The organism is Yoonia sp. (assembly GCF_030731595.1).
GTDB lineage: Bacteria > Pseudomonadota > Alphaproteobacteria > Rhodobacterales > Rhodobacteraceae > Yoonia.
On the sequence record NZ_JANQTS010000009.1, the window covers coordinates 23,254 to 47,138 of the forward strand.

A 23,885-nucleotide genomic window follows, 5' to 3' on the forward strand; every position below is an offset into this window, starting at 1 on the left:
ATATGGCCGACCACATCAAAATTCGTCCTGCAACGGGCACTTGGGTTGTTCGCGCAGGTGGTGCTGTCTTGGGTGAAAGCACCAACGCGCTTGAGCTGGTGGAAGGTGACTATCCGCCCGTCATCTATTTCCCGCGCGCGGACCTCGCGATGGCCTTTTTTGAACCGACCGATCTTTTGACCACTTGCCCTTACAAGGGGAAGGCCAGCTATTACACAATCGTTGCAAAGAGCGGTCCGATCGCGAATGCCGCATGGTCCTACGAGAGCCCGAACGAAGATGTCGCCGCTCTTAAGGATCATCTCGCCTTCTATACCAACAAGGTCGCGGTAGAGCAGGTTTAGGAATGCTCTTCGGCTGCCGTCTCTGACAAGGCCCTGTTCATCGCACGCAGTGCGTCCACCTGAAACAGTGCGCCCCAAAGCTCGGGCGGCGAATCTTCGCCCCCCAAGGTTACAACAGGGATAAAGCGCGGGCCTGCCCGCTCGAAGATCGGCATGGCCTGTTCCAAAGTCGCATTCCCATCGACATAGATCCCATCGCGCACCAGATCCCAGCATTCATCCTCTGGGATTGTATCTGGCCCCTTGAGATCACGCATGATGCTTGAGACTTTGAAGGTGGCAAGCAGATAGGCTTGCGGGCCAGCCGCGAGATGCACGTTGCGCCGTTCCAACTGTGTCAGAAAGAATGACCGGTCAACCAAGCGCGATGACAGCGCAGACGAGAGCGACACCGCAACCATGACAGCAAGGCCGGTCTGCCAGTCGCCTGTCAGCTCAAACACGATCAGGGTTGTTGAAATCGGCGCTCCCAGCACCGCTGCGGCCACAGCGCCCATCCCGGCCAAGGCATAGAGCGTACCGCTGCCCGACACTGTGGGAAAGACCGCCGTGGCGATGGTGCCAAAAGCCAGCCCTGTCAAAGCACCAATCATCAAGGACGGAGAGAAAACGCCGCCGCCCATCCGTCCGCCCATGGTGATGGCGACGGCAACGACCTTGAGGATCACAAAGACGATGGCCTCATGCCACAGCAAACTGCCGGTCAATGCGGCGGATGTCGTCTCGTAACCAACACCGATGATATGCGGCCACCAGATCGCCAGCCCCCCCAGCAGCGCACCTGCAATGGCCGGACGCAAGAACCGCGGGATGCCTGTTTCCTTCTGGATATAAGACCCAAAATCATCCGCCCAGAAGATCGCCTTCATAAGGGCAACCGCCACAAGGCCGCAGACAAGGCCAAGGATCAGGAACGCGGGCAACTCGACATAAAAGCCAAGTGCGTTTTGCCCGGGAAGGCTGAATTCTGTCACATCGCCAAAAACCAGCCGGTTGATCACAGTCCCCACCGCCGAGGCAATCACGATCGGGGCGAAGGCGTGGACTGCAAAATGCCGCAGGACAACCTCCAGCGCAAAAAGCGCACCGGCAATCGGCGCATTGAAGCTTGCAGAAACAGCCGCCGCGACAGCGCAACCAAGAAGGTCCCGACCGGTGATCCCATTGGCATTGATCCACCGGCATACGACAGTCGAGATGACCGCCGCAAGATGCACCACAGGCCCTTCCCGCCCGGTGGAGCCACCGGTGGACAGCGTAATCAACGACGCCGCAGCAGAGGCCAGCCCGCGGCGGACTTCGACACGTCCCTCTGCCAGCGCAGCCCCTTCGATCACGTCTGCAACCGAACGTACCCGGCCATCATCGGTAAAACGATCTAGAATAAGACCAACAACCAAGCCGCCACATATCGGGATCAGCAAGATCTGATACCACGCCAGACCCGCCGCGAAGGAATGCAAGGTCAGCACATCATCGGTGCCATAGGCTGCTGTCTGGATGGCATAAATGCCAAGCCGAAAAAGAACCGCCACGCAACCCGCAGCAACACCGACAGCCAAAGCGATAAACCAAAACTGGATCTGGTTTGGGCCATGTCTGCGCATGACACGGGCGGCATCACGGCAAGCTTGTGTTGCATCAGCAATCCCTTGCTGTAGCAACACTTTTGCTGGCTTGCCCATAAAGTCTGCTTTCTCAAAAGCGGTGCAGCGCGGCACGGTCAGAAAATGCACCCGAAAACAAAGGCCGGGACGGTGGTGATGTAGTATTTCAACTGCATCGGGCATCCAAGAAGTTTCTGGATGTCCACGCAAAGGAACGACGCCGTTGGTCACTGTCCAACCGATTTTGATGTCGCGCAGAGCCCTGAAGAAAAGAAGCCATCAAGATGCCTAAATTTTGCCCTGATTCTCAAAATTGCGCGCCAAAATACAACCAATGCGATAGCTCTTGGAGTCAGTCTAGCATCTCGCACCCGCCGGCGACTATATGCCCACCAGACACGGCAGAGAGTGTCGGATTAAGAATATGCCTTTATTTACTGATTTTATTAAAACTTTTTCGGTATTGTATCGATCATTTTCCCATGAATACGAAAGATAGAGTTATCAACCCCTGATAGTTATGTCAGTAATAGTGACATACTTTGGTATAGGTTGTCCGTCTTCCCCCCTCTTGTTACCCATACGTCAAGGGGCGTGTTGGTGCCTCGCTGTCAGTAACCAGTGACCAAGTACCGACCTGCATTGTTGCCAGATCGTGCTTAATTTAAAGAGGGGGCAAGTCTTTTGGACCCTCTAAAAATGAACGACGTGTATCGAGGAGGTGAGTGGCCGAGATACGCAGGTATGAGTGGGCTGTGGGTAAGGGGTGCAAGTTCAGGGCGTCGCATGTTGCGGCGCCCATTGTTTTTCAGGCTTTGATCAGCGCCCGTGCTGCTGCCCGTGCCGCCTCTGTCACGGTGTCGCCAGACAGCATCCGTGCGATTTCATCAACCCGCGCCGCTGCATCAAGAGCGACGACTGTTGATCTTGTCTCATCCTTCGTCTGCTGCTTTTCAACACGCCAATGGTGCCCGCCAAGTGCAGCAACTTGAGGTGAGTGCGTAACGACCAGCACCTGACCGCCTTCCGCCAGTTCTGCCAACCGCCGCCCCACCGCATCGGCGGTGGCCCCTCCAACGCCACGGTCGATCTCGTCAAAGATCATGGTAAGACCGTCGCTGGCTTGGGTCAGGCAAACCTTCAGCGCCAAAAGAAAGCGGCTAAGTTCGCCACCTGATGCAATCTTGTTCAGCGGGCCAGCAGGCGCACCGGGATTGGTGGCGACGGTAAATGCCACCGCATCAATCCCATCAGGGCCCGGCTCTGCCACAGAGAGTGCGGTGGCAAAGACCGCGCGCTCCATCTTGAGCGGTGCCAGTTCTTGCGCCATGGCGGCGTCCAGCGCCCTGGCTGCCTTGCTGCGCTTGTCACGCAACGAGGTTGCAGCCTGATCATAGTCCGCTTTGGCACCACTCACCTTTGCTTGCAGCGCCGCCAAATCACGCGCACCGTCGTCCAGAATGGCCAATCGGCTGCGCAATTCATCTGCAAAGCCGCGCAAGTCATCTGGCAAAACGCTGTGTTTGCGCGCCAGTCCACGGATCGCGAACAAGCGCTCTTCGACGTCTTCCAAGTCCGATATGTTGAAGGATAGGGCATCCAGACAGTCGGCGACGCCCCGCTGGGCTTCATCAAGGGCCAGCATCGCGGTCTCGATCGCCTCTAGTGGCGCGTCAAGTCGCCCTTCGGCCTCTGTGGCGACGCCCTGCAGCCAGCGTGACGCATCCCCGACAAGGCCCTCTGCGCCATTCAGCCCCAAGGCTTCTGCAGCTTTACCGATATCGGCACGGATCTTCTCGGAAGCTTGCATCAACCGGCGCTGGGTATCCAGCGCAGCCTCCTCTCCGGCCTCTGGCGCTAGCGCATCCAGTTCCGCCACCGCATGGCGCAGATAGTCTTCCTCGGCCCGTGCCGCTGCAATACGGGTTTCAGCAGCGGCCAAGTCCCGCTGCGCCGAGGATAAAAGACGCCAGTGAGTCCGGACAATATCAAGGTCGCCATCAAGCATGGCAAAGGCATCCAGCATCTGCCGGTGGCCACGCGGATTAAGGAGCCCACGGTCATCATGCTGCCCGTGCAATTCAACAAGCGTATCCGAAAGGGCGCGCAGCACGTCCCCGCTCACACGCCGGTCATTGACCCAAGCGGTTTTGCGCCCGTCACGGGAATTGATCCGACGCAAGATCAGTTCGTCTTCGACAACGATCCCTGCCTCTTGCAGAACGGCACGTGCAGGATGGTCTGCCGCCAGGTCAAACCAGGCGGTGACTTCGCCTTGTTCTGCCCCCTGCCGCACCAGTTCCGCCCTGCCCCGCCAGCCCAGAACGAAACCCAGCGCATCCAGCAGAATTGATTTTCCGGCACCGGTCTCTCCGGTCAGCACATTCAGACCAGGCTGAAACAACAGTTCCAGCCGGTCGATAATGAGCATGTCCCTGATGTCTAAGCCACGCAGCATGACAAGGCCCAAGGGGCGGGGATGCCCCCGCGATGTTTACAGCCACTCGCCACGAAGGACCTGCCGATAGATCGACGCGAGCCAGTTGTCACCTGCCGCATCAGCCGAAAGACCGGCGCCAGTCAGCAGGGCAAAGCTTGACTCGTACCATTCGCTTGACTGGTAGTTATAGCCAAGGATGGCACCCGCCGTCTGTGCCTCTTCAACAAGCCCGAGCGACAGATAGCATTCGACCAGCCGGTGCAAGGCCTCTGCGGTATGCGTGGTGGTCTGGAAATCCTCGACAACAGTCCGGAAACGATTGGCCGCAGCAACGAAGTTGCCACGCTTGAGATAGTAGCGACCAATTTCCATTTCCTTGGCCGCAAGATGATCAAACGCCAGATCGAACTTGAGCACCGATGCACGGGCATATTCGCTGTCAGGATATTGTTCGATGACCCGACGCAGTGATTGCAGCGCCTGAAAGGTCAGCCCCTGATCGCGACCGACTTCGTCAATCTGATCGTAGTAGGACAGCGCCAAGAGATAGGCCGCATAAGCTGCATCTTCCTCGGCTGGGTAGAAATCGAGGTAGCGCTGCGCCGAAGCGCGACTATTGGGGTAATCCTCGTCACGGTGATAAGCAAAGGCCTGCATGATCAAGGCCCGTTGCGCGAACTCCGAATAGGGATAAAGCCGTTCAATCTCGCCAAAGGTGAAGGCAGCATCATCGGGATTGCCCTGCTCGATCTGGCGCTCGCCACGCTCAAAGATCGCCTGCGCACTCAGGTCGTCCAGTGGTTGCCCACTTTGTTCAGCGCCGCAACCCGCGAGGATTGCAAAAGAGATCGCAGCGCCGACACGGATGACCCACCGGCTCTTGTTCTCCCTGCTGGCTGACATATTCGGGCCCTCGCTTACGGCTGACTGCTCTGACCGAAGGCGTTCCTACGGCTTATCGAGGATCGGTCTAGCATAGAAAAATCGGGGGCAAAATGCCTTTTGACCTATTCAAGATCAACTGTCAGTGGGGCTTCTTCAGGCGACGGCAGCCAGATCGGCCGGGCTCACGCCCACTCCGGGCAGGCGGGCGGCAATTTGTGCATCGCAGTCCACCCAACGCCATGCTTGGGGCCTTGCAAAAAGGGCGTGCAGCAACTTGTTTGTCATCGCATGACCTGCGCGGGTGCCAGTGTAGCGCCCAAGGATTGGCGCGCCCGCAGTGTAAAGATCGCCCAATGCATCAAGCATTTTGTGACGCACGGCCTCGTCCGGATGCCGCAGCCCTCCCGGGGTCATAACCTGATCGCCATCAAAGACCACGGCATTTTCAACCGAGCCACCAAGAGCAAGCCCTTTGGCATGCATGGCGTCCACATCGGAAGACCGACAGAAGGTGCGACTGTCGCAAAGCTCGCGCACAAATGCGCCATTGGCCATGTTCAGTGTTTTTCTTTGACGCCCGATCGCTGCGTCAGAAAACTCAATCTCAAAATCAATTTGCAGTGATGCACTGGGGGATAGCGTCGCAAAGGAAAGCCCCTCGGACACCGATACCTCTTCCAGTATCTCGATGGCGCGCAAAGGTGCGGACAGATGGCACAACCCTGCGCTCACGATGGCACGCACAAAGCTTGCAGCGCTGCCGTCAAGGATTGGAACTTCGGGTCCATTAACATCCACAAGTACATTGTGCACGCCACACCCTGCCAGTGCGGCCATCAGATGCTCGATCGTAGAGACTGTGACGCCCGCCGCATTGCTGAGCCGCGTATTGAGCGGAGACACGATTACATTGCGCCAGAGCGCTGGCAGCATGGGTTGATCGGCCAAGTCAGAACGACGGAACACGATCCCTGTATCCGCCGCAGCCGGATGCAAAACAACACGCACGGCCGCACCAGAGTGCAATCCAATGCCCTCAAAAGTAACTTCGGTCTTCAGTGTTGTTTGCACGCTTATTTCGCCCTTGCAGCATTTTTGGCCATACCTTGAACTAGGTCTCAATCACGAATCTCTCAACTCACTCTTTACAACGGACTGAAACATGAGATGGCAAGATTAAGGCAAGAACAAGATCAGCCAGTTAAGGCATTGAAACAAAACAAAAAGGGCCGCATCACTGCGGCCCCTTTTCATAAATGCAACGTCGCGTCAGACTAAAAAATGTTTCAGTCTAGTTTGCTTGGCGGCGCAAGAAAGCAGGAATCTCGATCTTTTCCTGCTCCTCGGACAGCTCTGGCTCGTTGTGCAAAGCTGTCACTTGTGGCTGTGCGCGGGCAGGCTGCGGTGTGTGACCATCCGCTTGTGCGCCTGTCATACGGTTGATCAAAGAGTTGATTCCGAAACGTGGCCTTTCTGCTTCGACCGGAGCAGCAGGGGCTGGCTGTCGCGGTGTCTCTGCCTTTGGAACACGGTTCACCGCAGCCTGAAGACGCGCAAGTGCCTCTGGCGATGGTGTTCCGGGTGCTTGGGCGCGCGGCGCGACAAAGTGATCCGCCTCATTCAGCGCAGGCTCGGTGCGCGGCCGGTAAGCCGGTGGCGGCAAATCATCCGAAAGAGTCTGTGGTGCTGGCGCAACCTCACGCTGTGGCGCGTAGGTCTGAGCCTGTGGTGCTGGCGCCTCGAAGCTTTCAAAAAGTGTACGCTCCTGCGGCGCTGCTGCGGCGGCTGGCTGTGCCATGGCCGCAACGTCTGGCAGTTCTGCCTCGGGCTCTTCAACTGGCGCTGCTTCAACAATCGGCGCCAGAGGTGCGGCCATAGAGCGGCGAGCCACAGGTGCTTCGGTCCGCTTTGCAAGCGCATCAATGCCTGTCGCCACAACAGAAACGCGCATCTTGCCTTCCATGCTTGGATCGAGCGTTGAACCAACGATAATGTTTGCGTTCGGGTCGACCTTTTCACGGATTTTATTGGCCGCTTCATCCAGTTCAAACAGCGTCAGGTCGTAGCCGCCCGTGATGTTGATCAGGACGCCCTTTGCGCCTTCCAGCGAAATCTCATCCAGAAGCGGGTTCGCAATGGCCTTTTCAGCGGCTTGAATGGCGCGGTTTTCACCCTCGGCTTCGCCGGTACCCATCATCGCCTTGCCCATTTCGTCCATCACGGCGCGGACATCTGCAAAATCAAGGTTGATCAGGCCCGGACGCACCATCAGGTCTGTCACACCTTTGACGCCCTGATAAAGCACGTCATCCGCAAGCGCGAAGGCCTCGGTAAATGTTGTATTTTCATTGGCCAGACGGAACAGGTTCTGGTTGGGAATGATGATCAGCGTATCGACAACTTTCTGAAGCGCCTCAACACCTTCTTCCGCTTGCCGCATGCGCTTGGCGCCTTCGAACTGGAAAGGTTTGGTGACGACACCAACAGTCAACACGCCCAATTCGCGGGCTGCTTGTGCGATGATCGGCGCAGCACCTGTCCCGGTGCCACCACCCATGCCGGCTGTGATAAAGCACATATGCGCCCCTGCCAGATGGTCGACAATCTGTTCGATGCTTTCTTCGGCGGCAGCCGCACCGACGGTTGCGCGTGCACCGGCGCCCAGACCTTCGGTGACCTTGAGGCCCATCTGGATCTTGGCGCTGGCCCGCGACTGCTGGAGCGCCTGGGCATCTGTATTCGCAACAACGAAATCAGTGCCGTCAAGCTCTTGCTCGATCATGTTATTGACCGCGTTGCCACCCGCGCCACCAACACCAAACACGGTGATCCGGGGTTTCAGTTCGTCGTGCCCTGGAAGGGAAAGATTCAAAGTCATAACTCGATCCGCCTGTTTTTATAGCCCGTGCCCGCGGGCGTTTACTGCTTATTGATAGTCATAATAACGAAGTGGTGCTGAAAGGTCACGACAAAAACACGAAATCGCCACCAAATCTGGACAAAAACTTGCCCGTTTCCGCCGTATTTCGACAAATCAGCAAGATATTGCGCATTACCAGTTATCCTTGAACCATTTTACCGCCCGTTTGAGCGATCTGGCGGGGTATCTGTCGGCGGGAATCTCGAAATCCCACCACTCGTCTTGCGGATTGGCCGCAAAAAGTGTCAGCCCCACCGCACTCGAAAACGCGGGGCCAATTGCCGCCTGCGGCAAGCCCTGAACACGCAGCGGACGCCCCAAGCGGACTTGCTGGCCAAGAATTTTGCTTGCCAATCCGTCCAGTCCGGGAATTTGACTGCCGCCACCTGTCAAGACGATCTGCTGGCTTGGAAGATGTTCGAACCCAGCAGCATCCAGCCGCGCGCGCACTTCTTCCAGAATCTCTTCGACCCGCGGGCGCATGATCCCGATCAACTCGGCGCGGCTCACGGTCCGGCGATCATGTTCCCAGTCACCCGTATCGCCGCCGATCTCGATCATTTCGCGGTCGTCCATGCCGGTCGCGACGACGCCACCATAAAAGGTCTTGATCCGCTCTGCGGTTGGCGCGGGAATTTGCAGACCCATAGAGATGTCGGAAGTGACATGATCACCGCCCATGCGCACCGAATCCGCATAGATCATGTGTTTCTTCATAAAGACCGAAATCCCGGTAGAGCCGCCGCCAAGGTCAATACAGGCCGCACCCAGTTCTTGTTCGTCCTCGACCAAGGACGACATCCCCGAAACATAGGCAGACGACGCAAGGCCCGCGAGTTCAAGATCGCAGCGCTTGATGCAATAAAACAGGTTCTGAAGGGCCGTCGCATCGACCGTCAGCATATGCATATCCGTGGTCAGCTTGTTCCCGATCTGGCCACGCGGATCTGCCAGTCCGGACCGGTGATCCAGCGCAAAGTTCACCGGCTGCGCATGCAGAACCTCGCGGTCGGCGCCATAGTCGGGGACATCGCAGGAGGCCATGACCTGGCTGATGTCCTGCTCTGTCACGATACCGCCCGCGACATTCAGCGACCCGTCCAGACCATAAGAGCGCGGCCTTGCGCCGGACAGGCAGGCAATCACGTGATCAACGCGAACATTGGCCATCTTCTGGGCCGCCTGCACCGCCGTGCGAATGGCGCGCTCTGTCTCTTGCATGGCGTCAATCTCGCCAAAACGGACACCCCGAGACCGCGTCGTGGCCGCCCCGATCACCCGGAATTGCGATTGGCCGGCAAGAGAGCCGACACCATCGACACTCCGAAACTGCTCTGGCCCATCGAAACGCAACACAAGGCAGGCGATCTTGGACGTGCCTACATCCAAAATGGCGACGACCCCGCGCTGCATCGCTGCTTTGCGCATTTGCCGCATTGCCCGTTGGTTGTCGTACAGATCGCCCATCTAGTTGCCCGCCCCATTGTTGATTGTTGTACTTACACGGCGCAGCGCTGCTGCAGCCTCTTCATTCATCCGCAGCGTCGGTCTTTCCGCGTTGCGCATATCGACAACGGCCACGTCCCGGCTCAGCATGTCTTGCGCATCGTTCAGCGCGATCACCCGATCAAGCGCCGCAACCGGCCCTTCGGCTGGCAAAAGAATGCGCTGGTCCCGGTCCAGAACCATGTCCCACCGCCGTTCGCCCATACGGACGAGGCCACGGACACGCTCCAAAAGCGGACCGGAGGTGGCAAAAAGTGCCAAGGCCTCGCTGAGCGCCTCTTCTGCCCCATCGCCGGCGATCAAGGGCAGATCAAGCCGCTCCGCGCGGGCCGCAATCGTGCCAGAGATCACACCATCAGCGTCAATCAATTGAAGCGTTGCCCCGTCACGCCACAGTGCCACCGGCACTCGTGGTATCAACCGTACCTCAAGCACTCCGGCCTGACCGACACGGACGCTTGCCGATTTGATCGGATCGAGGGCTTCGATATCGGCGCGGATTTTTTCGAGATCAAGATCAAAGGACGAGACAGGAAACTCCGACGGCAAATGCACCGCGACTTCGGCCATCGACGCCAAATCACCCCCTGCAATGTTCATTGATTGCACCATGAACTGCGGGCGCTGCTGAAAGCTCTGTTTGGTCTCTGCGATAGTGGCCGCAAGGGCCGCGCGGTTCTCGGGCTTGGAATACCAAGAACCCGCAATGCTCGCGATCAGGATCAACGGCACCCCGATCCGGACCGCGGCACGAAACCCGGGTGTCAGCATCAAACGCTGATACCGGTACCCCAGCTTTGATGGCGCGGGATCACGCGGGCCTGTATCAGCCACGGGTCGACGGATCAGCGATCGCATGATGCGTCCTCCACCATCCAGCGACAAAGCTGTGGAAATGAGACGCCCACATGTGCTGCCTGTTCAGGCGTGAGTGATGTGGGCGTCATACCGGGCTGGGTATTGGTTTCAAGCAGGATCAAGCCGTCGATTCCGCGGGCTTCGTCCCAACGGAAATCGGTGCGCGACACGCCACGACAGCCCAAAGCCACATGGGCGCGCAGGGCATAATCCATGCAAGCGTCGAAAATCTGCGCGGGAATATCCGCAGGCAGCACATGGCGCGATCCACCGGGGGCGTATTTGGCGTGATAATCATACCAGCCGTCCGTGATGATATCGGTCACCGTCAACGCGCGGTCCCCCATCACGGTCGTCGTCAACTCGCGACCGGGGGCATAGGTTTCGACCATGACCCGGGCGGGCATATCCTTGGCCAGTTGTGGCGGGCCGTTCGCGTCTTCATTCACGATGTAGATGCCAACGCTGGAACCTTCGTTGTAAGGCTTCACCACGTAGGGCGGCGGCATGACATGGGCGGCGCGCACATCAGCAGCGCTGGCCAGTATGCTATCGACAACAGGCAGACCGGCTTTGCGGTAAACATCTTTGGTGCGTTGCTTGTCGAGCGTGAGCGCAGAGGCCAGAATACCGGAATGGGTATAGGGAATGCGCAGCCACTCAAGAACGCCCTGAATGGCACCATCCTCGCCCCAGCGCCCATGCAGCGCATTAAAGACGACGTCGGGCGCGATTTCGATCAGGCGTGCAGCGACGTCGGGGCCAGCATCGACCTCGATCACGTCACATTCTGCTTCCCGCAAAGCTGCCGCACATTCACGGCCCGAACTGAGGGAAACCTCCCGCTCAGCCGATGGGCCGCCCATCAGGACAACAACTTTCGGGTTTGTCCTGCTCGACATACCCTACCGCCTTTGACGCAGGTCTTTTGCGACCTGTCTTTTCGTGTGATCCTTGCCTTGGATCGTGGCCTTTTGGCCAATTATTTTGCGGTGTCTTCATCCAAACGATCACCGACCCGCATGATTTCCCATTGTAGCGTGATCCCTTGGGAATCGTAAACCTTTTTCCGCACCAATTCGCCCAAATCCTCTAGGTCGGCGGCACTCGCATTGCCGGCATTGGTCAGAAAGTTGGAATGCATCGTATTCATGATCGCGCCGCCAAGGGTCGCACCGCGCATACCTGCGTCATCGATCACCTTCCACGCCTTGAGATCGTGGACATCATCGGCCCGTCCGGTCGAGGAAAAACCGGCAGGATTGCGGAAGGTTGACCCTGCGGTCCGGTCTTTTGTGGGCTGGGTTGCGTCGCGCTTGGCCAGTTGGTCCGTCATGCGCTGATGCAGCGTTTCTGGCGGGGCCTTGGCCGGACGAAAGCGCGCGGCAACAATCACGGCGCCATCGGGCAAGGTGCTTTGGCGGTAGGCAAGATCCAGCGTATCGGCGCCGACTTCAGAGATTGCACCATCCCGCCCCACCACCGTCACCGATGTCAAGACATCGGCCACATAGGATCCGTAGCAGCCGGCATTCATGCGCACTGCCCCGCCAATGGTTCCCGGGATCGTACGCAGGAATGTCAGATCAAGGCCCGCATCCGCCGCCTTGCGGGCGACATGGGCATCAAGGGCGGCGGCCCCTGCAATCACGTCGTCCCCGGCAATGTCGATGGCATTGAACCCGCGTCCCATCCGAATGACGACACCGCGAATACCGCCATCCCGCACAATCAGGTTGCTGCCCACCCCCATCGGGAAAACCGGCACCGATGGATCAAGCGCCGCAAGGAAGGCTGAGAGGTCTTCGATATCCGCGGGTTGGAACAGCACATCGGCTGGTCCGCCGACACGCATCCATGTCAAATCCGCCAAGGATCGCTGCGCCGTCAGCGTGCCGCGCACCGCAGGTAATTCAAGCATCAATCGCCTTTTCATATTTCGCCCACCCGATCAGGCCACCAATCAATGCCGCCACACCCCATGGAGCACTGATGCCGATCAGGGCAAGAAGATAGCCCAAGCCATCCCAGCCGTTTGCGTTTTGCATTCCAAAAAACATGAAGACTGTAAAGGCTAACCAGACAGCGCCAACCCCAACCAATGCCGCCCCTTTTTTGTTTTTGCCTAACTGGAAGGTGACAAAAACACTCGCTACGAAAACCGCAGTCGGAACCCCGAAAAGAATAATGGTCTCGTTCATGATGATTCTCCCAAAAATGAACTATGTTCAAATTAGTAGTCCAATCGTGAACAGTGTTCAAGAAAAAAATTATGGGCGATGCTTTTCAAACCACTCGATCATCCTGCCTACGCAACAACCACCCCAGAAAGGCCCCTGCCGTGCTTCCCAGAAAGGCAGGTACACAGACCAGCAGTGCGACCGTCATCGCAAACACCGGATTGATCCCGAAGGGCCGTCCGCTGGCAAAGATGAAAATGGCAAGCGTTGCCCCGATAAGACAGAGAATTGTCACCGCGAGCCCGTTTCGCCCTGACCGGACCAGCCAAGTCAGCAAGGCAAAGGGCAGCATCGCGCAGAAGACCATGCCGCCGAAAACATAAAGTTGCGTCATCTGACTACCTCGCCACCTTGCCCCTGATCCAGCGCCAGAGAAAATAAACGGGCCATCGCAAGACGAGCCCACCGACCACGACCCCAAGCAGCCCCATGACAATCCCATATTGCCATGTGATCCAGACCAGTAGCGGCGCTCCGATCCCCATCAGCACATAGGCACGCCGCCAATGGTTGTCGTTCGAAGGAAACGCCGCCATCACGAATGCCACAAGCACCCAAAGCCCGATCAGGATCAAAGGATCCGCGAGGGTCTCGGTCAGCGCTTGCTTGGTCATTTTTCCAATCGCGCGGGCAACCTGTTCGCCCAGGTGCTAATCGTACCCGCCCCCAGACAGACAACCATATCGCCCGGTTTCGCCTGCTCGCGCACAAGCCTTTCCAGATCATCCTCGGATTCAACCGTGCGGGCGTGACGGTGCCCGTGGCGGATCAATCCCGCCACAAGATCGGTATGGCTGGCCCCTGCAATCGGGTCTTCGCCGGCGGAAAAGACCTCTGCGATGCCGACGACATCGGCGTCATTGAAGCAGGCGCAGAATTCATCGAAATGATGCGACAGCCGTGTGAAACGGTGCGGCTGGTGGACAGCGATCACGCGCCCCTCGGTCGACTGCCGTGCGGCTTTCAACACGGCTGTGATCTCGACCGGATGGTGGCCGTAGTCGTCAATGATGGTCACGCCACCCACTTCACCGACTTTGGTAAACCGGCGATTGACGCCGCGAAAGCCTTTCAACGCGGTCTTGATCTGCTCTTTCTTCATGCCCAGATGCCGCGCCACCGCGACAGCTGCCAAAGCATTCGAGACATTGTGATCCCCCGGCATCGGCAATTCGCAGCCTTCGATCACGGCACCTTCGGCCTGCAATGCGATATCAAAATGCGCGACCCCCGCCTTGTATGTCAGGTTCATGGCGCGCACATCCGCCTGCGCATTAAAGCCAAAGGTGACAACACGGCGATCCGTGATCTTGCCCACGAGTGACTGCACATCCGGATCATCGGTGCAGCAGACCGCCAGACCGTAGAACGGAATGTTCGACACAAAATCGTAAAAGCCCTTATGCAGCGCCTCGACCGTGCCCCAGTGTTCCATATGTTCGGGGTCGATATTGGTCACAATGGCGATGGTCGCGGGCAGGCGGTTGAACGTCCCGTCGCTTTCGTCGGCCTCGACCACCATCCACTCGCCCTGCCCCATACGGGCGTTCGAGCCATAGGCGTGGATGATGCCGCCATTGATCACCGTTGGATCAATCCCGCCTTCATCCAGCAAAGCTGCAACCATCGTGGTCGTTGTCGTCTTGCCATGTGTTCCGGCCACGGCCACATTCGATTTCAGGCGCATCAGTTCGGCCAGCATTTCCGCGCGGCGCACGACCGGCAGACCTTTTTTGCGGGCCTCGTCCAGCTCGGGGTTGCCCGATTTGATCGCAGAAGAGATCACGACAACCTCGGCCCCTTCCAGATTATCCGCGCGCTGGCCTTCAAAAATGATCGCACCCAGCGATTTCAGACGGTCGGTGATCTTTGACGCCTTCAGGTCAGAGCCTTGGACCCGATAGCCATGGTTCAAAAGCACCTCTGCGATGCCCGACATCCCGATGCCACCAATGCCCACAAAATGGATCGGACCCACATCAAGGGGCAGTTTCGTTGCAGCGCTCATTACAGGGTTCCCATCCATCATTTCTTGCCCGCCTCTGCCAGATTTTCAACCAATTGTACAAGACGCGCTGTCGCGTCAGGCACGCCGCACGCCAAAGCTGCTTGGGCCATTTGCAACATACCTTGCTCGTCAGACAGCAATTCCGTCAGCTTTGCCGTCAAAGGTGCGACTTCAAATTGGCCTTCGGTCATCAGCACCGCAGCGCCGGCGTCAACCAACTGCCGGGCATTGGCGGTCTGCTCGTCGCGGATCGCGCCACCATAGGGCACCCATATCGTAGGGCGCCCGATGACGCTGACATCGGCCACTGTTGACGCGCCAGAGCGCGAGATGACAAGTTGCGCATCCGCCATGCGGCGCGGCACATCATTGAAAAAGCTTTGCACATCCGCCTTGATCAACTCGGCGGCGTAATACGCCGTCACCCGCTCTAGATCTTCTGGCCGCGCCTGATGGCTGACCCGAATGTTCCGGCGGATATGTTCAGGCAAGGCGGCAATCGCTGGCGGTACGATATCGGACATGATGCGCGCGCCCTGCGATCCGCCCATGACAAGGAGTGCCATCGGATAATCACCCGGCGGTATATAGGGGGATCCCGCATGTTCCAATATCACAGAGCGGACAGGGTTGCCGGTATGAACGCCTTCAACCCCTTTGGGCAAGTCCGCAGGCCATGTCCCGCAGGCAATCTGGTTCACGCGCCTAGCGAAGACCTGGTTCACCCGCCCCAACACACCGTTTTGTTCGTGTATCATCCGCGGAATGCGCAGTACCCAAGCCGCAGTCATTGCGGGGATCGCAGGATAGCCACCAAAGCCTACGACAACCGCAGGACGGTCACGCAACATACGCCATTTGGCGGCACCAATGCCGCCCAAGATACGAAACGGAACAAGCAGTTTCTGGACGATGCCGCCACGGGCAAAGGTCGCACTGCCGACAACGCTGACCTCAACCGCCTCGGGAAAGCCGCCTGCATAGCGCGCGCCGCGGGCATCCGTAGAAAGGCGCACCCGCCAACCCTTTGCCAGCATCGCCTCGGCCAAGGCTTGGGCCGGAAACATATGCCCGCCCGTGCCACCTGCGGCGATAATGAGTAGCGGCGCTGTCATCGGTTCGCCCGTCGCAACAGGATATCGCCCATCTCGCCTTGCGGACGGGTGCGGGTGAAGGCCAGCAACATGCCCATCGCAATGCCGCCAGCAATCAACGACGACCCGCCATAAGACACGAAAGGCAGCGTCATCCCCTTGGCAGGCAAAAGGCGCACTGCCACGCCCATGTTGATCATGGCTTGGACGCCGAAGGCACAAACGAGGCCGGTCCCGGCAAGGCGAATAAACACATCGCGCTCTTTCATCAGGCGCAGGAGCGAACGCACCACGATCACGGCATAAAGGGCGATGATAACCAGCACGCAGATCAGGCCATACTCTTCAGCTGCCACCGCGATTATGAAATCTGTATGGGCATCCGGCAGCGACCACTTCACCTGCCCCTCACCGACGCCCACACCAAAGAAACCGCCTTCGCGAATGGCATTGGTCGCATAGCCAAGCTGTGTGTTTGGATCGAGGTCAGGAGACAGAAACCCGTCAATCCGGCGGGCGAAGTGTTCCGAATTGGAATAGGCGACAGCGCCGCCGAACATCACAAGTCCCGCCAAGACGATCAGCACAGTCATCGGCGCGCCTGCCACGAAATACATCACCCCCCAAGCGAAGAGGACCAAAGCGGCTTGGCCAAAGTCAGGCTGCATCGCCAGCATAAGGACAATGACCATCGTCAACACAAACGAATAGCTTTTGCCCGGCGGACCGCCCAACTGCTGTGCTGCCGCCAAGAGCCACGCCGTCATGACCACAAAACCGGGCTTGAGAAATTCAGAAGGCTGCACAGAGGCAAAGCCCAGCGAATACCACCGGGTGGCGCCTTTGCCGAAATCCGTGCCGAAGACAGGCAGGAATGCAAGTGCCGCAAAGGCACAAAGAAAACCCAAAACGGCCAAGCGACGGACCAGTGTCGGTGACATCATCGACACGATAAACATCGCAATCATGGCCGCTCCGCCAAAAATGGCCTGACGGGTCACATAATGGAAAGGCTCCAGCCCGTTCTTGGCTGCCAGGGGCGGCGACGAGGCAAGACCCAAAAGCAACCCGATCCCGAACAACAACAGGATGCAGGACATCGTCCACTTGTCAATTGTCCGCCACCATCGGGGAAGAACCGGGTCACCGGATTGTACCGGGACCGTCCCATAGACCATTTCCGTCATGGATCACCGCCATACTGCCTCAACCGCCCGTTTTCCGGGTCTGGGGGCAGCATAACCCGCAATTCCCAGCGATTCCACCGAAATTCGGCCCCTTTTGTGTTTCTTTCTTCAGGCCGTCTGCCGCCAATGGCCAAGATCATCCGTAAGAATTTGATCTCCCCCTGCCCTTGCGCCATATGCAGCGCCATGAAGATAGAAACGCTGATCATCGGGGCCGGAGCCGCAGGCATGATGTGCGCCGCCCATGCGGGGCGCGGCGTGCTTGTCGTGGACCACGCCAAAGCGCCGGGCGAAAAGATCCGTATTTCTGGCGGCGGGCGGTGCAACTTTACCAATCTGCACACAAGTCCCGCGAATTTCATCAGTCAGAACAAGCACTTCAGCAAGTCGGCTCTGGGCCGCTATACACAATGGGATTTTATCGCATTGGTCGATCAGCACCGCATCGCATGGCATGAAAAAACGCTGGGGCAGCTTTTCTGCGATGACAGCGCCAAGGACATCATCGCGATGCTGCGGGCCGAGATGGACAAGGCTGGCGCCCAGCTTTGGCTGCACACCGAAGTGGGCGAAATCGGCCATGACGGGACCCATTTTCAGGTGACCCTGATCCGCGACGGTCGGCACATACAGGTTGAGACAAAGAACCTAGTTGTCGCCTGCGGCGGCAAGTCCATTCCCAAAATGGGGGCGACAGGTCTGGGATATCAGATCGCCGCACAATTCGGCGTGCCGGTCGTGACACCTCGGCCGGGGCTCGTGCCGCTGACATTCTCGGACGAGAGGTTCAAACCGCTTGCGGGTGTTGCAACGCCTGCGCGGGTCAGCACACAGGGTGTCAGTTTTGACGAAGCGGTCCTGTTTACTCACCGTGGCCTGTCCGGCCCCGCTGTCTTGCAAGTCTCATCCTATTGGCACGAAAGCGTGCCGATCCAGATCAACCTTAACCCCATGGGCGATCTTTTCGGCGCACTGCAATCGCACCGCCAAAGCGACGGGCGCAAGGCGCTCACCACGGTGCTGGGGCTGCATCTTCCGGCGCGATTGGTGGATTTTCTACGCGCAGACCTGCCGTTGGAGGGCAATATCGCCGACCAAAGCGACAGCAAGCTCAAAGCTTTGTGTGACGCGCTTTCCGCGTGGTCGCTGATGCCTGCAGGGTCAGAGGGCTATCGCACGGCAGAGGTGACACTGGGCGGGGTTGATACCGATGCACTGTCATCCAAAACGATGGAAACAAAGGCTGTGGCTGGCCTTTATTTCATCGGGGAATGTGTGGATGTGACCGGATGGCTGGGCGGGTATAACTTCCAGTGGGCGTGGTCATCGGGCTGGGCTGCGGGACAGGCGATCAGGGCTGCGTGAGGTCAGGTGGATGATGATCCACTTTACCCCCCTGTCACACACCGGATAAAATCTTCGCCCCGTTTCTCGAAATTATCATATTGATCAAAGGAGGCCGCAGCTGGCGCCAAAAGCACCACATCGCCCGGCATTGCATCCGCCGTGGCACGCGCCACAGCCACATCCATGGTCCCGCAAACCTCTGCCTCGGCACCCGTCAACTGGCGGGCAAAATCTTCGGCTTCACGCCCGATCACATAGGCTTTGGCCACGTGATCAAGGTAGGGCAACAGCCCGTCCAGGCCGCCCTCCTTTTGCAAACCACCGCAAATCCACCGGATTTTCGCAAAAGCCTGCAAGGCTTTGGCCGCACTGTCCACATTGGTGGCTTTGCTGTCGTTCACAAAGATCACACCGTCCTTTTCGGCCACGACCTGACTGCGATGGGGCAGACCGGGATAGGTCTGCATCGCAGCCTCGATCCCTTTGGGACCCAAGCCCAAGGTCCGACAGGCGGCATAGGCTGCGCAAGCGTTCTGGTGATTATGTGCGCCCGGCAGCCCGCGTATGCCGCGCAGATCAATCGAACCCACCTGCCGCCCTTTGCGGTATTCGGACAAGAACCCTTTGCGTGCAAACACGCTCCAGCCCTGCCCTACCAGCTTTTGTCCCGAAGACACGCGGATCACCCGGTCATCGCCCGGCCCTTCGGAAAGTTGGTTTGCGATGTAACGCCCTTCGGTTTCATCCACACCGATCACCGCTCTGTCCGGCCCGCCTTCGGCAAAGAGCCTGCGCTTGGCCGCAAAATAGCCGCCAAATCCGCCATGACGGTCCAGATGATCCGGGCTCAGGTTGGTCCAGACCGCGACATCAGGGGTAAGGCTGCGTGCCAGATCGGTTTGATAGGAGGAAAGCTCCAGCACCACCACTTCGCCATCATGCGCCGGTTCGATATCCAGCACGCCGCGGCCGATATTTCCGGCCAGTTGCGACGGGCGGCCATTCTCGACAAGGATGTGATGGATAAGCGCCGCAGTCGTGGATTTCCCGTTTGAGCCAGTAACGGCGATCACGCGGGGGGCGGTGTCAAACTCTTCCCATTCGGTCGTTGCAAAAGAGCGAAAGAACAACCCGATATCGTTGTCGACAGGCACATCCGCATCCCATGCAGCTGCGATCACTGGATGAGGCGCAGGGAAAAGATGCGGGATGCCGGGGCTCACGATCAGGGCAGCGACCCCCTCGAAAGCTGCGGGTTTGGTCAGGTTGCGCACCTCGAAACCCTCGGCCTCTGCGGCTTCGCGCGCTGTCAGACTATCATCCCAGACAACGGGGTGCGCATCACCCGCCGCCAGTGCTGCCGCGGCCGCGCGCCCCGTGCGCCCAAGGCCCAGAACAGCAACCGTCAGCCCTGCATATCCTTGGACGGGGATCATTACCGCACCTTCAAGGTTGCAAGACCGATCATCGCCAGAATAAGCGAGATGATCCAGAAACGGATGACGATCTGCGGCTCGGCCCAGCCCTTTTTCTCGTAGTGGTGGTGGATCGGGGCCATCAGGAACACCCGCTTGCCGGTGCGTTTGAAATAGAGCACCTGAATGATCACCGACAGCGCCTCGACCACGAACAGCCCACCCACGATCGCCAAAACGATCTCGTGCTTGGTGGCCACCGCGATCGCGCCCAAAGCACCGCCCAGCGCCAGTGAACCTGTGTCGCCCATAAAGACCGCCGCAGGTGGCGCGTTATACCACAAAAAGCCCAAGCCCCCCCCGATCAGACCCATCGAGAAAATCAAGAGCTCACCGGTTTGCGGCACATAATGCACGTCCAGATATTCGGTAAAGTCGGTCCGCCCGACAGCATAGGCGATCACTCCGAAGGTCCCCGCCGCAATCATCACCGGCATGATCGCCAGCCCGTCAAGCCCGTCTGTCAGGTTAACCGCATTGGCAGCACCGACGATGACGATGATGGCAAAAGGAATGAAAAGGATGCCAAGGTTGATCAGCGTATCCTTGAAAATCGGCAATGCCAGTTGATTGGTCAGGTCATCGGGATGATAGGCCGCGGCCCAATAACCCGCGATCCCGGCGATCAGAATACCCAGCAAGATACGCACTTTGCCCGACACGCCCCTGGTGTTCTGCTTGGAGACTTTCGCGTAATCATCCGCAAAGCCGATGGCGGCAAAGGACAGCGTGACAAAAAGCACCATCCAGACAAACGGGTTGTCCAGACGCGCCCAAAGCAGCGTCGAAAAGGTCAAGGCGCCCACAATCAGCAACCCGCCCATCGTGGGTGTTCCTGCTTTTGCAAAATGCCCCTCTGGCCCGTCACCGCGAATTGGCTGGCCTTTGCCCTGCTTGCGCCGCAGCACGTTGATCAATGGAGGCCCAAAGATGAAGCCAAACACCAGTGCCGTGATAAAGGCCCCGCCTGCCCGGAACGTGATATAGCGGAAGAGGTTGAAAAAATCGCCACCGTCCGAGAGCGCTGTGAGCCAATAGAGCATCTGATATCCCTTATTCTTCTTGAGGGCGGCGATGCCCCAGTTTGCGGATGGCGTCAACGACGATACTGATTTTGCTGCCCTTGGACCCTTTGACCAGAACCACATCTCCCGCATCAACCAGCCGCGAGACTTTGGGGACCAGTTCGGCTGCCGTTTCGGCCCATTGCCCGCGTTGTGCTTCGGGTAAAGCGAGCCAGAGGTGATGCATCAGCGGTCCTGCACAATGGATCACATCTAGGCTTTGCAGATGGGTGTTCGCGGCCATATCCCGATGCATCTGCACCTCGGCCTGTCCCAGTTCCAGCATATCGCCAAGGATGGCAATCCGCCGTCCCTTGATATGACGCCCGACATTGTCGGTTGGTTTGGATGCCGCCAGAACTTCGAGCGATGCCGCCAGCGAGGTTGGATTGGCGTTAAAGGCATCATCCAGCAAGGCAAGGCTTTCGCCGTCGTTTGCCATGTCCGTCACAATAATCTCGCGCGTCCCGCGCCCCGCAGGTGGAACCCAGTTGGCAATATCCAGCGATGCGGCAACCGGATCAGCACCCAAGGCTTCGGCAACAGCCAAGACGCCAACCGCATTGTTTGCAAAATGGCGACCGGGCACCGAGAGCTTAAAGAGATAATCCGTGCCTTGGGATGTTGCCTTTATCACGGTCGCCTCGCCGCAAAGCCTGACATGATTGATGGTCCAGTCCGGGCCCTTTTCCCCGAACAGTACCTGTTGGGCGCCAAGCGCGCGGGCGTGATCCTGCAAAATATGACTGGTCTCGATATCCCCATTGAGCACCGCAATGCCGCCCGGCTCCAGCCCGTCCATGATGCTGGCCTTTTCAACGGCAATCCCTGCGAGGTTCTCGAAAGACGCCAGATGCGCCGCCGCGACGGTTGTGACCATGGCCACATGCGGGCGCGCCATTTGTGACAATGGCGTGATTTCGCCGGGATTGCTCATCCCGATCTCGATCACGGCATAATCGGTATCGGCTGGCATCCGCGCCAAGGTCAGCGGCACACCCCAATGATTGTTGTAGGAGGCTTCAGCCGCATGGCATCTGCCCTGCATCGACAAGACCGCGCGCAGCATTTCCTTGGTCGAGGTTTTTCCGACGGACCCCGTGATGGCCGCAATGCGCGCCTGGGTGCGCGCGCGGGCCGCAACACCCAAGCCTTCCAAAGCGGTCAGCACATCGGACACGATCAGCAAAGGCGCGTCCTCTCCCACACCCTCTGGGCGATGCGTCACTAATGCCGCAGCCGCCCCTTTTTCCAGCGCTTGTGCGACAAAATCATGACCGTCGCGGATATCCTTCAGGGCGACAAAAAGGTCACCGGGTTGGATCGTGCGCGTATCAATCGATACGCCGCTGGCTTCCCAAGTCGTTGTGGTCTGTCCACCTGTTGCAGCGGCGGCCTCATCCGAGGTCCAAAGCGCGGTCATATCCGGCCCTCCAAAGCAGCGACGGCCACGCTGGCCTGCTCCACATCATCAAAAGGCAGAACAGTATCGCCCACGATCTGCCCCGGTTCATGGCCTTTGCCCGCAATCAGCAAGGCATCGCCCGCGCCCAACATATCCACCCCGCGCAAGATCGCCTCGGCCCTGTCGCCAACTTCAGTGATACTGTCCGACCCGCCCGCTGCCAGCGCGCCAGCCATCACCGCTGCGCGAATGGCGCTTGGCTCTTCAGAGCGTGGGTTGTCGTCTGTCACAATGACTGTGTCGGCGTTTTGCGCCGCAGCGGCCCCCATCAAAGGGCGCTTGGCTGTGTCACGATCCCCACCCGCACCGACAATCACGACGATCCGGCCCATCACATGCGGGCGCATGGCCTTGAGCGCAGTTTCAACTGCATCCGGCGTATGGGCGTAATCGACGAAAACAGCCGCACCATTGTCACGGGTTGCGGCAAGTTCCATACGGCCGCGCACCGTGGTCAGATGCGGCAGCGTATCGAAGACATCCGCAGGATCAGCACCGGCGGCAATCACCAGCCCTGCGGCAAGCAAGACATTTTCGGCCTGAAAACCGCCAATCAGTGCAAGGCGGGCCTGCCGCGCGCGCCCTTGCCATTCAAACAGGACTTCCTGCCCCGTTGCATCAAACCGCTGCCCCGTCAGGCGCAAGCGTGCATTCGGATGACGGCCAACGCCGATCACCTCTTGCCCGCGCGCCGCACATATGGCCACGACCTCGGCGCTTTTGGGATCATCAAGGTTGATGACTGCCACGCCATCGTCAGAAAGCACCCGATTGAACAGGCCCATCTTGGCGGCAAAATAGGCTTCGAACGTATGATGATAGTCCAGATGATCCTGAGAAAAATTCGAAAAACCTGCGGCAGCCAGCAGAACACCATCCAAACGGCGCTGATCGAGCCCATGCGATGAGGCCTCCATCGCTACATGGGTCACGCCGTTCTTGGCGGCCTCTGCCATGACACGATGCAGGGTGATCGGCTCTGGCGTCGTATGTTTCAAAGGGTGGCTCCAAGCCCCTTCCACGCCTGTGGTGCCCAGATTGACGCCGGCTATGCCCAGTTCTTCCCAAATCTGGCGGCAAAAGGTCGAGACCGAGGTTTTGCCATTTGTGCCAGTGACCGCAACGACGGTGGCCGGATGCGCACCAAACCAGAGCGATGCAGTTTGCGCCAGCGCCTGCCGCGGATCTTGGGCCACGATCAGCGCAGCATCGCTCGCGGCCAGTTCGGCGGCCGCAATCCGCGCGCCTTCCGCATCTGTCAGGATCGCGCCAGCCTTCATGCGCAGGGCATATTGGATGAATTCACCGCCATGCACTTTTGCACCCGGCAATGCAGCAAACAGGAACCCCGGCTTTACCTCGCGGCTATCAACAGCCAAGCCGGTGATCTGCGCCTCGCGCCCGCCTTGTGCCCTCAGCCCCAGTTCCGCCAGAGATTTCATCGC

At 58.6% G+C, this 23,885-nt stretch carries 21 protein-coding genes; 2 read left to right on the forward strand and 19 right to left on the reverse strand.

Going from position 1 to position 23,885, the window contains the following annotated elements; genetic code table 11:
* The first annotated feature begins 2 nt into the window (after positions 1–2).
* Positions 3–344, forward strand: a complete 342-nt coding sequence (locus tag NWQ23_RS00760) for a DUF427 domain-containing protein (RefSeq protein WP_306164310.1) — start codon at positions 3–5, stop codon at positions 342–344.
* Here NWQ23_RS00760 and NWQ23_RS00765 read toward each other — a convergent pair.
* From NWQ23_RS00765 to ftsW, 15 genes are all read right to left on the reverse strand, one after another.
* Positions 341–2,029: a chloride channel protein gene (locus tag NWQ23_RS00765; RefSeq protein WP_372340095.1), complete on the reverse strand. Its 1,689-nt coding sequence runs from the start codon at positions 2,027–2,029 to the stop codon at positions 341–343. The two genes, NWQ23_RS00760 and NWQ23_RS00765, sit on opposite strands and share 4 nt — an antisense overlap.
* Before the next feature lie 730 nt (positions 2,030–2,759).
* Positions 2,760–4,409: a DNA repair protein RecN gene (gene recN, locus NWQ23_RS00770; RefSeq protein WP_306164311.1), complete on the reverse strand. Its 1,650-nt coding sequence runs from the start codon at positions 4,407–4,409 to the stop codon at positions 2,760–2,762.
* Positions 4,410–4,445: 36 nt separating this feature from the next.
* Positions 4,446–5,294 carry an outer membrane protein assembly factor BamD gene (locus NWQ23_RS00775; protein ID WP_306164312.1) on the reverse strand — a complete coding sequence of 283 codons (849 nt, stop codon included), beginning with the start codon at positions 5,292–5,294 and terminating at the stop codon, positions 4,446–4,448.
* Between the two features lie 135 nt (positions 5,295–5,429).
* The gene (gene lpxC / locus NWQ23_RS00780; RefSeq protein ID WP_306164313.1) at positions 5,430–6,347 is read right to left on the reverse strand and encodes a UDP-3-O-acyl-N-acetylglucosamine deacetylase; all 918 of its coding nucleotides are present in this window, start codon (positions 6,345–6,347) and stop codon (positions 5,430–5,432) included.
* Positions 6,348–6,567: 220 nt separating this feature from the next.
* Positions 6,568–8,154 (reverse strand): cell division protein FtsZ, encoded by a 1,587-nt coding sequence (gene ftsZ, locus NWQ23_RS00785; protein WP_306164314.1) that lies wholly within the window; start codon positions 8,152–8,154, stop codon positions 6,568–6,570.
* Between the two features lie 174 nt (positions 8,155–8,328).
* The gene (gene ftsA / locus NWQ23_RS00790) at positions 8,329–9,663 is read right to left on the reverse strand and encodes a cell division protein FtsA (protein ID WP_306164315.1); all 1,335 of its coding nucleotides are present in this window, start codon (positions 9,661–9,663) and stop codon (positions 8,329–8,331) included.
* Positions 9,664–10,560, reverse strand: a complete 897-nt coding sequence (locus tag NWQ23_RS00795; protein ID WP_306164317.1) for a cell division protein FtsQ/DivIB — start codon at positions 10,558–10,560, stop codon at positions 9,664–9,666.
* A complete protein-coding gene (locus NWQ23_RS00800; protein ID WP_306164353.1) occupies positions 10,548–11,426 on the reverse strand; it encodes a D-alanine--D-alanine ligase in 879 nt (292 codons plus the stop codon). Before NWQ23_RS00800 ends, NWQ23_RS00795 begins: the two co-directional genes overlap by 13 nt.
* 116 nt (positions 11,427–11,542) lie before the next feature.
* On the reverse strand, positions 11,543–12,481 hold the full coding sequence (gene murB / locus NWQ23_RS00805) for a UDP-N-acetylmuramate dehydrogenase (RefSeq protein WP_306164318.1): 939 nt from the start codon (positions 12,479–12,481) through the stop codon (positions 11,543–11,545).
* Positions 12,474–12,761, reverse strand: a complete 288-nt coding sequence (locus tag NWQ23_RS00810; protein ID WP_306164320.1) for a hypothetical protein — start codon at positions 12,759–12,761, stop codon at positions 12,474–12,476. Before NWQ23_RS00810 ends, murB begins: the two co-directional genes overlap by 8 nt.
* Before the next feature lie 85 nt (positions 12,762–12,846).
* Complete coding sequence (locus NWQ23_RS00815; RefSeq protein WP_306164321.1) at positions 12,847–13,134, reverse strand: UDP-N-acetylmuramate--alanine ligase; 288 nt, start codon at positions 13,132–13,134, stop codon at positions 12,847–12,849.
* Positions 13,135–13,138: 4 nt separating this feature from the next.
* A complete protein-coding gene (locus NWQ23_RS00820) occupies positions 13,139–13,414 on the reverse strand; it encodes a DUF2484 family protein (RefSeq protein ID WP_306164323.1) in 276 nt (91 codons plus the stop codon).
* Positions 13,411–14,808, reverse strand: coding sequence for a UDP-N-acetylmuramate--L-alanine ligase (gene murC / locus NWQ23_RS00825; RefSeq protein ID WP_306164325.1), 1,398 nt, complete (start codon positions 14,806–14,808; stop codon positions 13,411–13,413). Before murC ends, NWQ23_RS00820 begins: the two co-directional genes overlap by 4 nt.
* A gap of 17 nt (positions 14,809–14,825) precedes the next feature.
* On the reverse strand, positions 14,826–15,923 hold the full coding sequence (locus tag NWQ23_RS00830) for a glycosyltransferase (protein WP_306164327.1): 1,098 nt from the start codon (positions 15,921–15,923) through the stop codon (positions 14,826–14,828).
* Positions 15,920–17,089: a putative lipid II flippase FtsW gene (gene ftsW, locus NWQ23_RS00835; RefSeq protein ID WP_306164329.1), complete on the reverse strand. Its 1,170-nt coding sequence runs from the start codon at positions 17,087–17,089 to the stop codon at positions 15,920–15,922. The genes NWQ23_RS00830 and ftsW overlap by 4 nt, the downstream gene beginning before the upstream one ends.
* Positions 17,090–17,275: 186 nt before the next feature.
* On the opposite strand from ftsW, the gene NWQ23_RS00840 reads away from it, so the two are divergent.
* Positions 17,276–18,454 (forward strand): NAD(P)/FAD-dependent oxidoreductase, encoded by a 1,179-nt coding sequence (locus NWQ23_RS00840; RefSeq protein WP_306164331.1) that lies wholly within the window; start codon positions 17,276–17,278, stop codon positions 18,452–18,454.
* 23 nt (positions 18,455–18,477) lie between these two features.
* On the opposite strand, the gene murD is transcribed toward NWQ23_RS00840, so the two are convergent.
* Genes murD through NWQ23_RS00860 form a run of 4 tightly spaced genes read right to left on the reverse strand, consistent with a single transcriptional unit; the run spans position 18,478 to position 23,882 of the window.
* A complete protein-coding gene (gene murD, locus NWQ23_RS00845) occupies positions 18,478–19,872 on the reverse strand; it encodes a UDP-N-acetylmuramoyl-L-alanine--D-glutamate ligase (protein ID WP_306164332.1) in 1,395 nt (464 codons plus the stop codon).
* Complete coding sequence (mraY, locus tag NWQ23_RS00850; RefSeq protein WP_306164333.1) at positions 19,872–20,954, reverse strand: phospho-N-acetylmuramoyl-pentapeptide-transferase; 1,083 nt, start codon at positions 20,952–20,954, stop codon at positions 19,872–19,874. The genes murD and mraY overlap by 1 nt, the downstream gene beginning before the upstream one ends.
* Before the next feature lie 10 nt (positions 20,955–20,964).
* The gene (gene murF, locus NWQ23_RS00855) at positions 20,965–22,398 is read right to left on the reverse strand and encodes a UDP-N-acetylmuramoyl-tripeptide--D-alanyl-D-alanine ligase (protein ID WP_306164334.1); all 1,434 of its coding nucleotides are present in this window, start codon (positions 22,396–22,398) and stop codon (positions 20,965–20,967) included.
* Positions 22,395–23,882, reverse strand: coding sequence for a UDP-N-acetylmuramoyl-L-alanyl-D-glutamate--2,6-diaminopimelate ligase (locus NWQ23_RS00860; RefSeq protein WP_306164335.1), 1,488 nt, complete (start codon positions 23,880–23,882; stop codon positions 22,395–22,397). Before NWQ23_RS00860 ends, murF begins: the two co-directional genes overlap by 4 nt.
* Positions 23,883–23,885: the final 3 nt, after the last annotated feature.

What these genes read in the sequence shown, in the direction of transcription:
- NWQ23_RS00760 (WP_306164310.1), top strand. Translation starts at nt 3, where the DNA reads ATGGCCGACCACATCAAAATTCGTCCTGCAACGGGCACTTGGGTTGTT.
- NWQ23_RS00765 (WP_372340095.1), bottom strand. Translation starts at nt 2,029, where the DNA reads ATGGGCAAGCCAGCAAAAGTGTTGCTACAGCAAGGGATTGCTGATGCA.
- recN (WP_306164311.1), bottom strand. Translation starts at nt 4,409, where the DNA reads ATGCTGCGTGGCTTAGACATCAGGGACATGCTCATTATCGACCGGCTG.
- NWQ23_RS00775 (WP_306164312.1), bottom strand. Translation starts at nt 5,294, where the DNA reads ATGTCAGCCAGCAGGGAGAACAAGAGCCGGTGGGTCATCCGTGTCGGC.
- ftsZ (WP_306164314.1), bottom strand. Translation starts at nt 8,154, where the DNA reads ATGACTTTGAATCTTTCCCTTCCAGGGCACGACGAACTGAAACCCCGG.
- ftsA (WP_306164315.1), bottom strand. Translation starts at nt 9,663, where the DNA reads ATGGGCGATCTGTACGACAACCAACGGGCAATGCGGCAAATGCGCAAA.
- NWQ23_RS00795 (WP_306164317.1), bottom strand. Translation starts at nt 10,560, where the DNA reads ATGCGATCGCTGATCCGTCGACCCGTGGCTGATACAGGCCCGCGTGAT.
- NWQ23_RS00800 (WP_306164353.1), bottom strand. Translation starts at nt 11,426, where the DNA reads ATGGGCGGCCCATCGGCTGAGCGGGAGGTTTCCCTCAGTTCGGGCCGT.
- murB (WP_306164318.1), bottom strand. Translation starts at nt 12,481, where the DNA reads ATGCTTGAATTACCTGCGGTGCGCGGCACGCTGACGGCGCAGCGATCC.
- NWQ23_RS00810 (WP_306164320.1), bottom strand. Translation starts at nt 12,761, where the DNA reads ATGAACGAGACCATTATTCTTTTCGGGGTTCCGACTGCGGTTTTCGTA.
- NWQ23_RS00815 (WP_306164321.1), bottom strand. Translation starts at nt 13,134, where the DNA reads ATGACGCAACTTTATGTTTTCGGCGGCATGGTCTTCTGCGCGATGCTG.
- NWQ23_RS00820 (WP_306164323.1), bottom strand. Translation starts at nt 13,414, where the DNA reads ATGACCAAGCAAGCGCTGACCGAGACCCTCGCGGATCCTTTGATCCTG.
- murC (WP_306164325.1), bottom strand. Translation starts at nt 14,808, where the DNA reads ATGAGCGCTGCAACGAAACTGCCCCTTGATGTGGGTCCGATCCATTTT.
- NWQ23_RS00830 (WP_306164327.1), bottom strand. Translation starts at nt 15,923, where the DNA reads ATGACAGCGCCGCTACTCATTATCGCCGCAGGTGGCACGGGCGGGCAT.
- ftsW (WP_306164329.1), bottom strand. Translation starts at nt 17,089, where the DNA reads ATGACGGAAATGGTCTATGGGACGGTCCCGGTACAATCCGGTGACCCG.
- NWQ23_RS00840 (WP_306164331.1), top strand. Translation starts at nt 17,276, where the DNA reads ATGAAGATAGAAACGCTGATCATCGGGGCCGGAGCCGCAGGCATGATG.
- murD (WP_306164332.1), bottom strand. Translation starts at nt 19,872, where the DNA reads ATGATCCCCGTCCAAGGATATGCAGGGCTGACGGTTGCTGTTCTGGGC.
- mraY (WP_306164333.1), bottom strand. Translation starts at nt 20,954, where the DNA reads ATGCTCTATTGGCTCACAGCGCTCTCGGACGGTGGCGATTTTTTCAAC.
- murF (WP_306164334.1), bottom strand. Translation starts at nt 22,398, where the DNA reads ATGACCGCGCTTTGGACCTCGGATGAGGCCGCCGCTGCAACAGGTGGA.
- NWQ23_RS00860 (WP_306164335.1), bottom strand. Translation starts at nt 23,882, where the DNA reads ATGAAATCTCTGGCGGAACTGGGGCTGAGGGCACAAGGCGGGCGCGAG.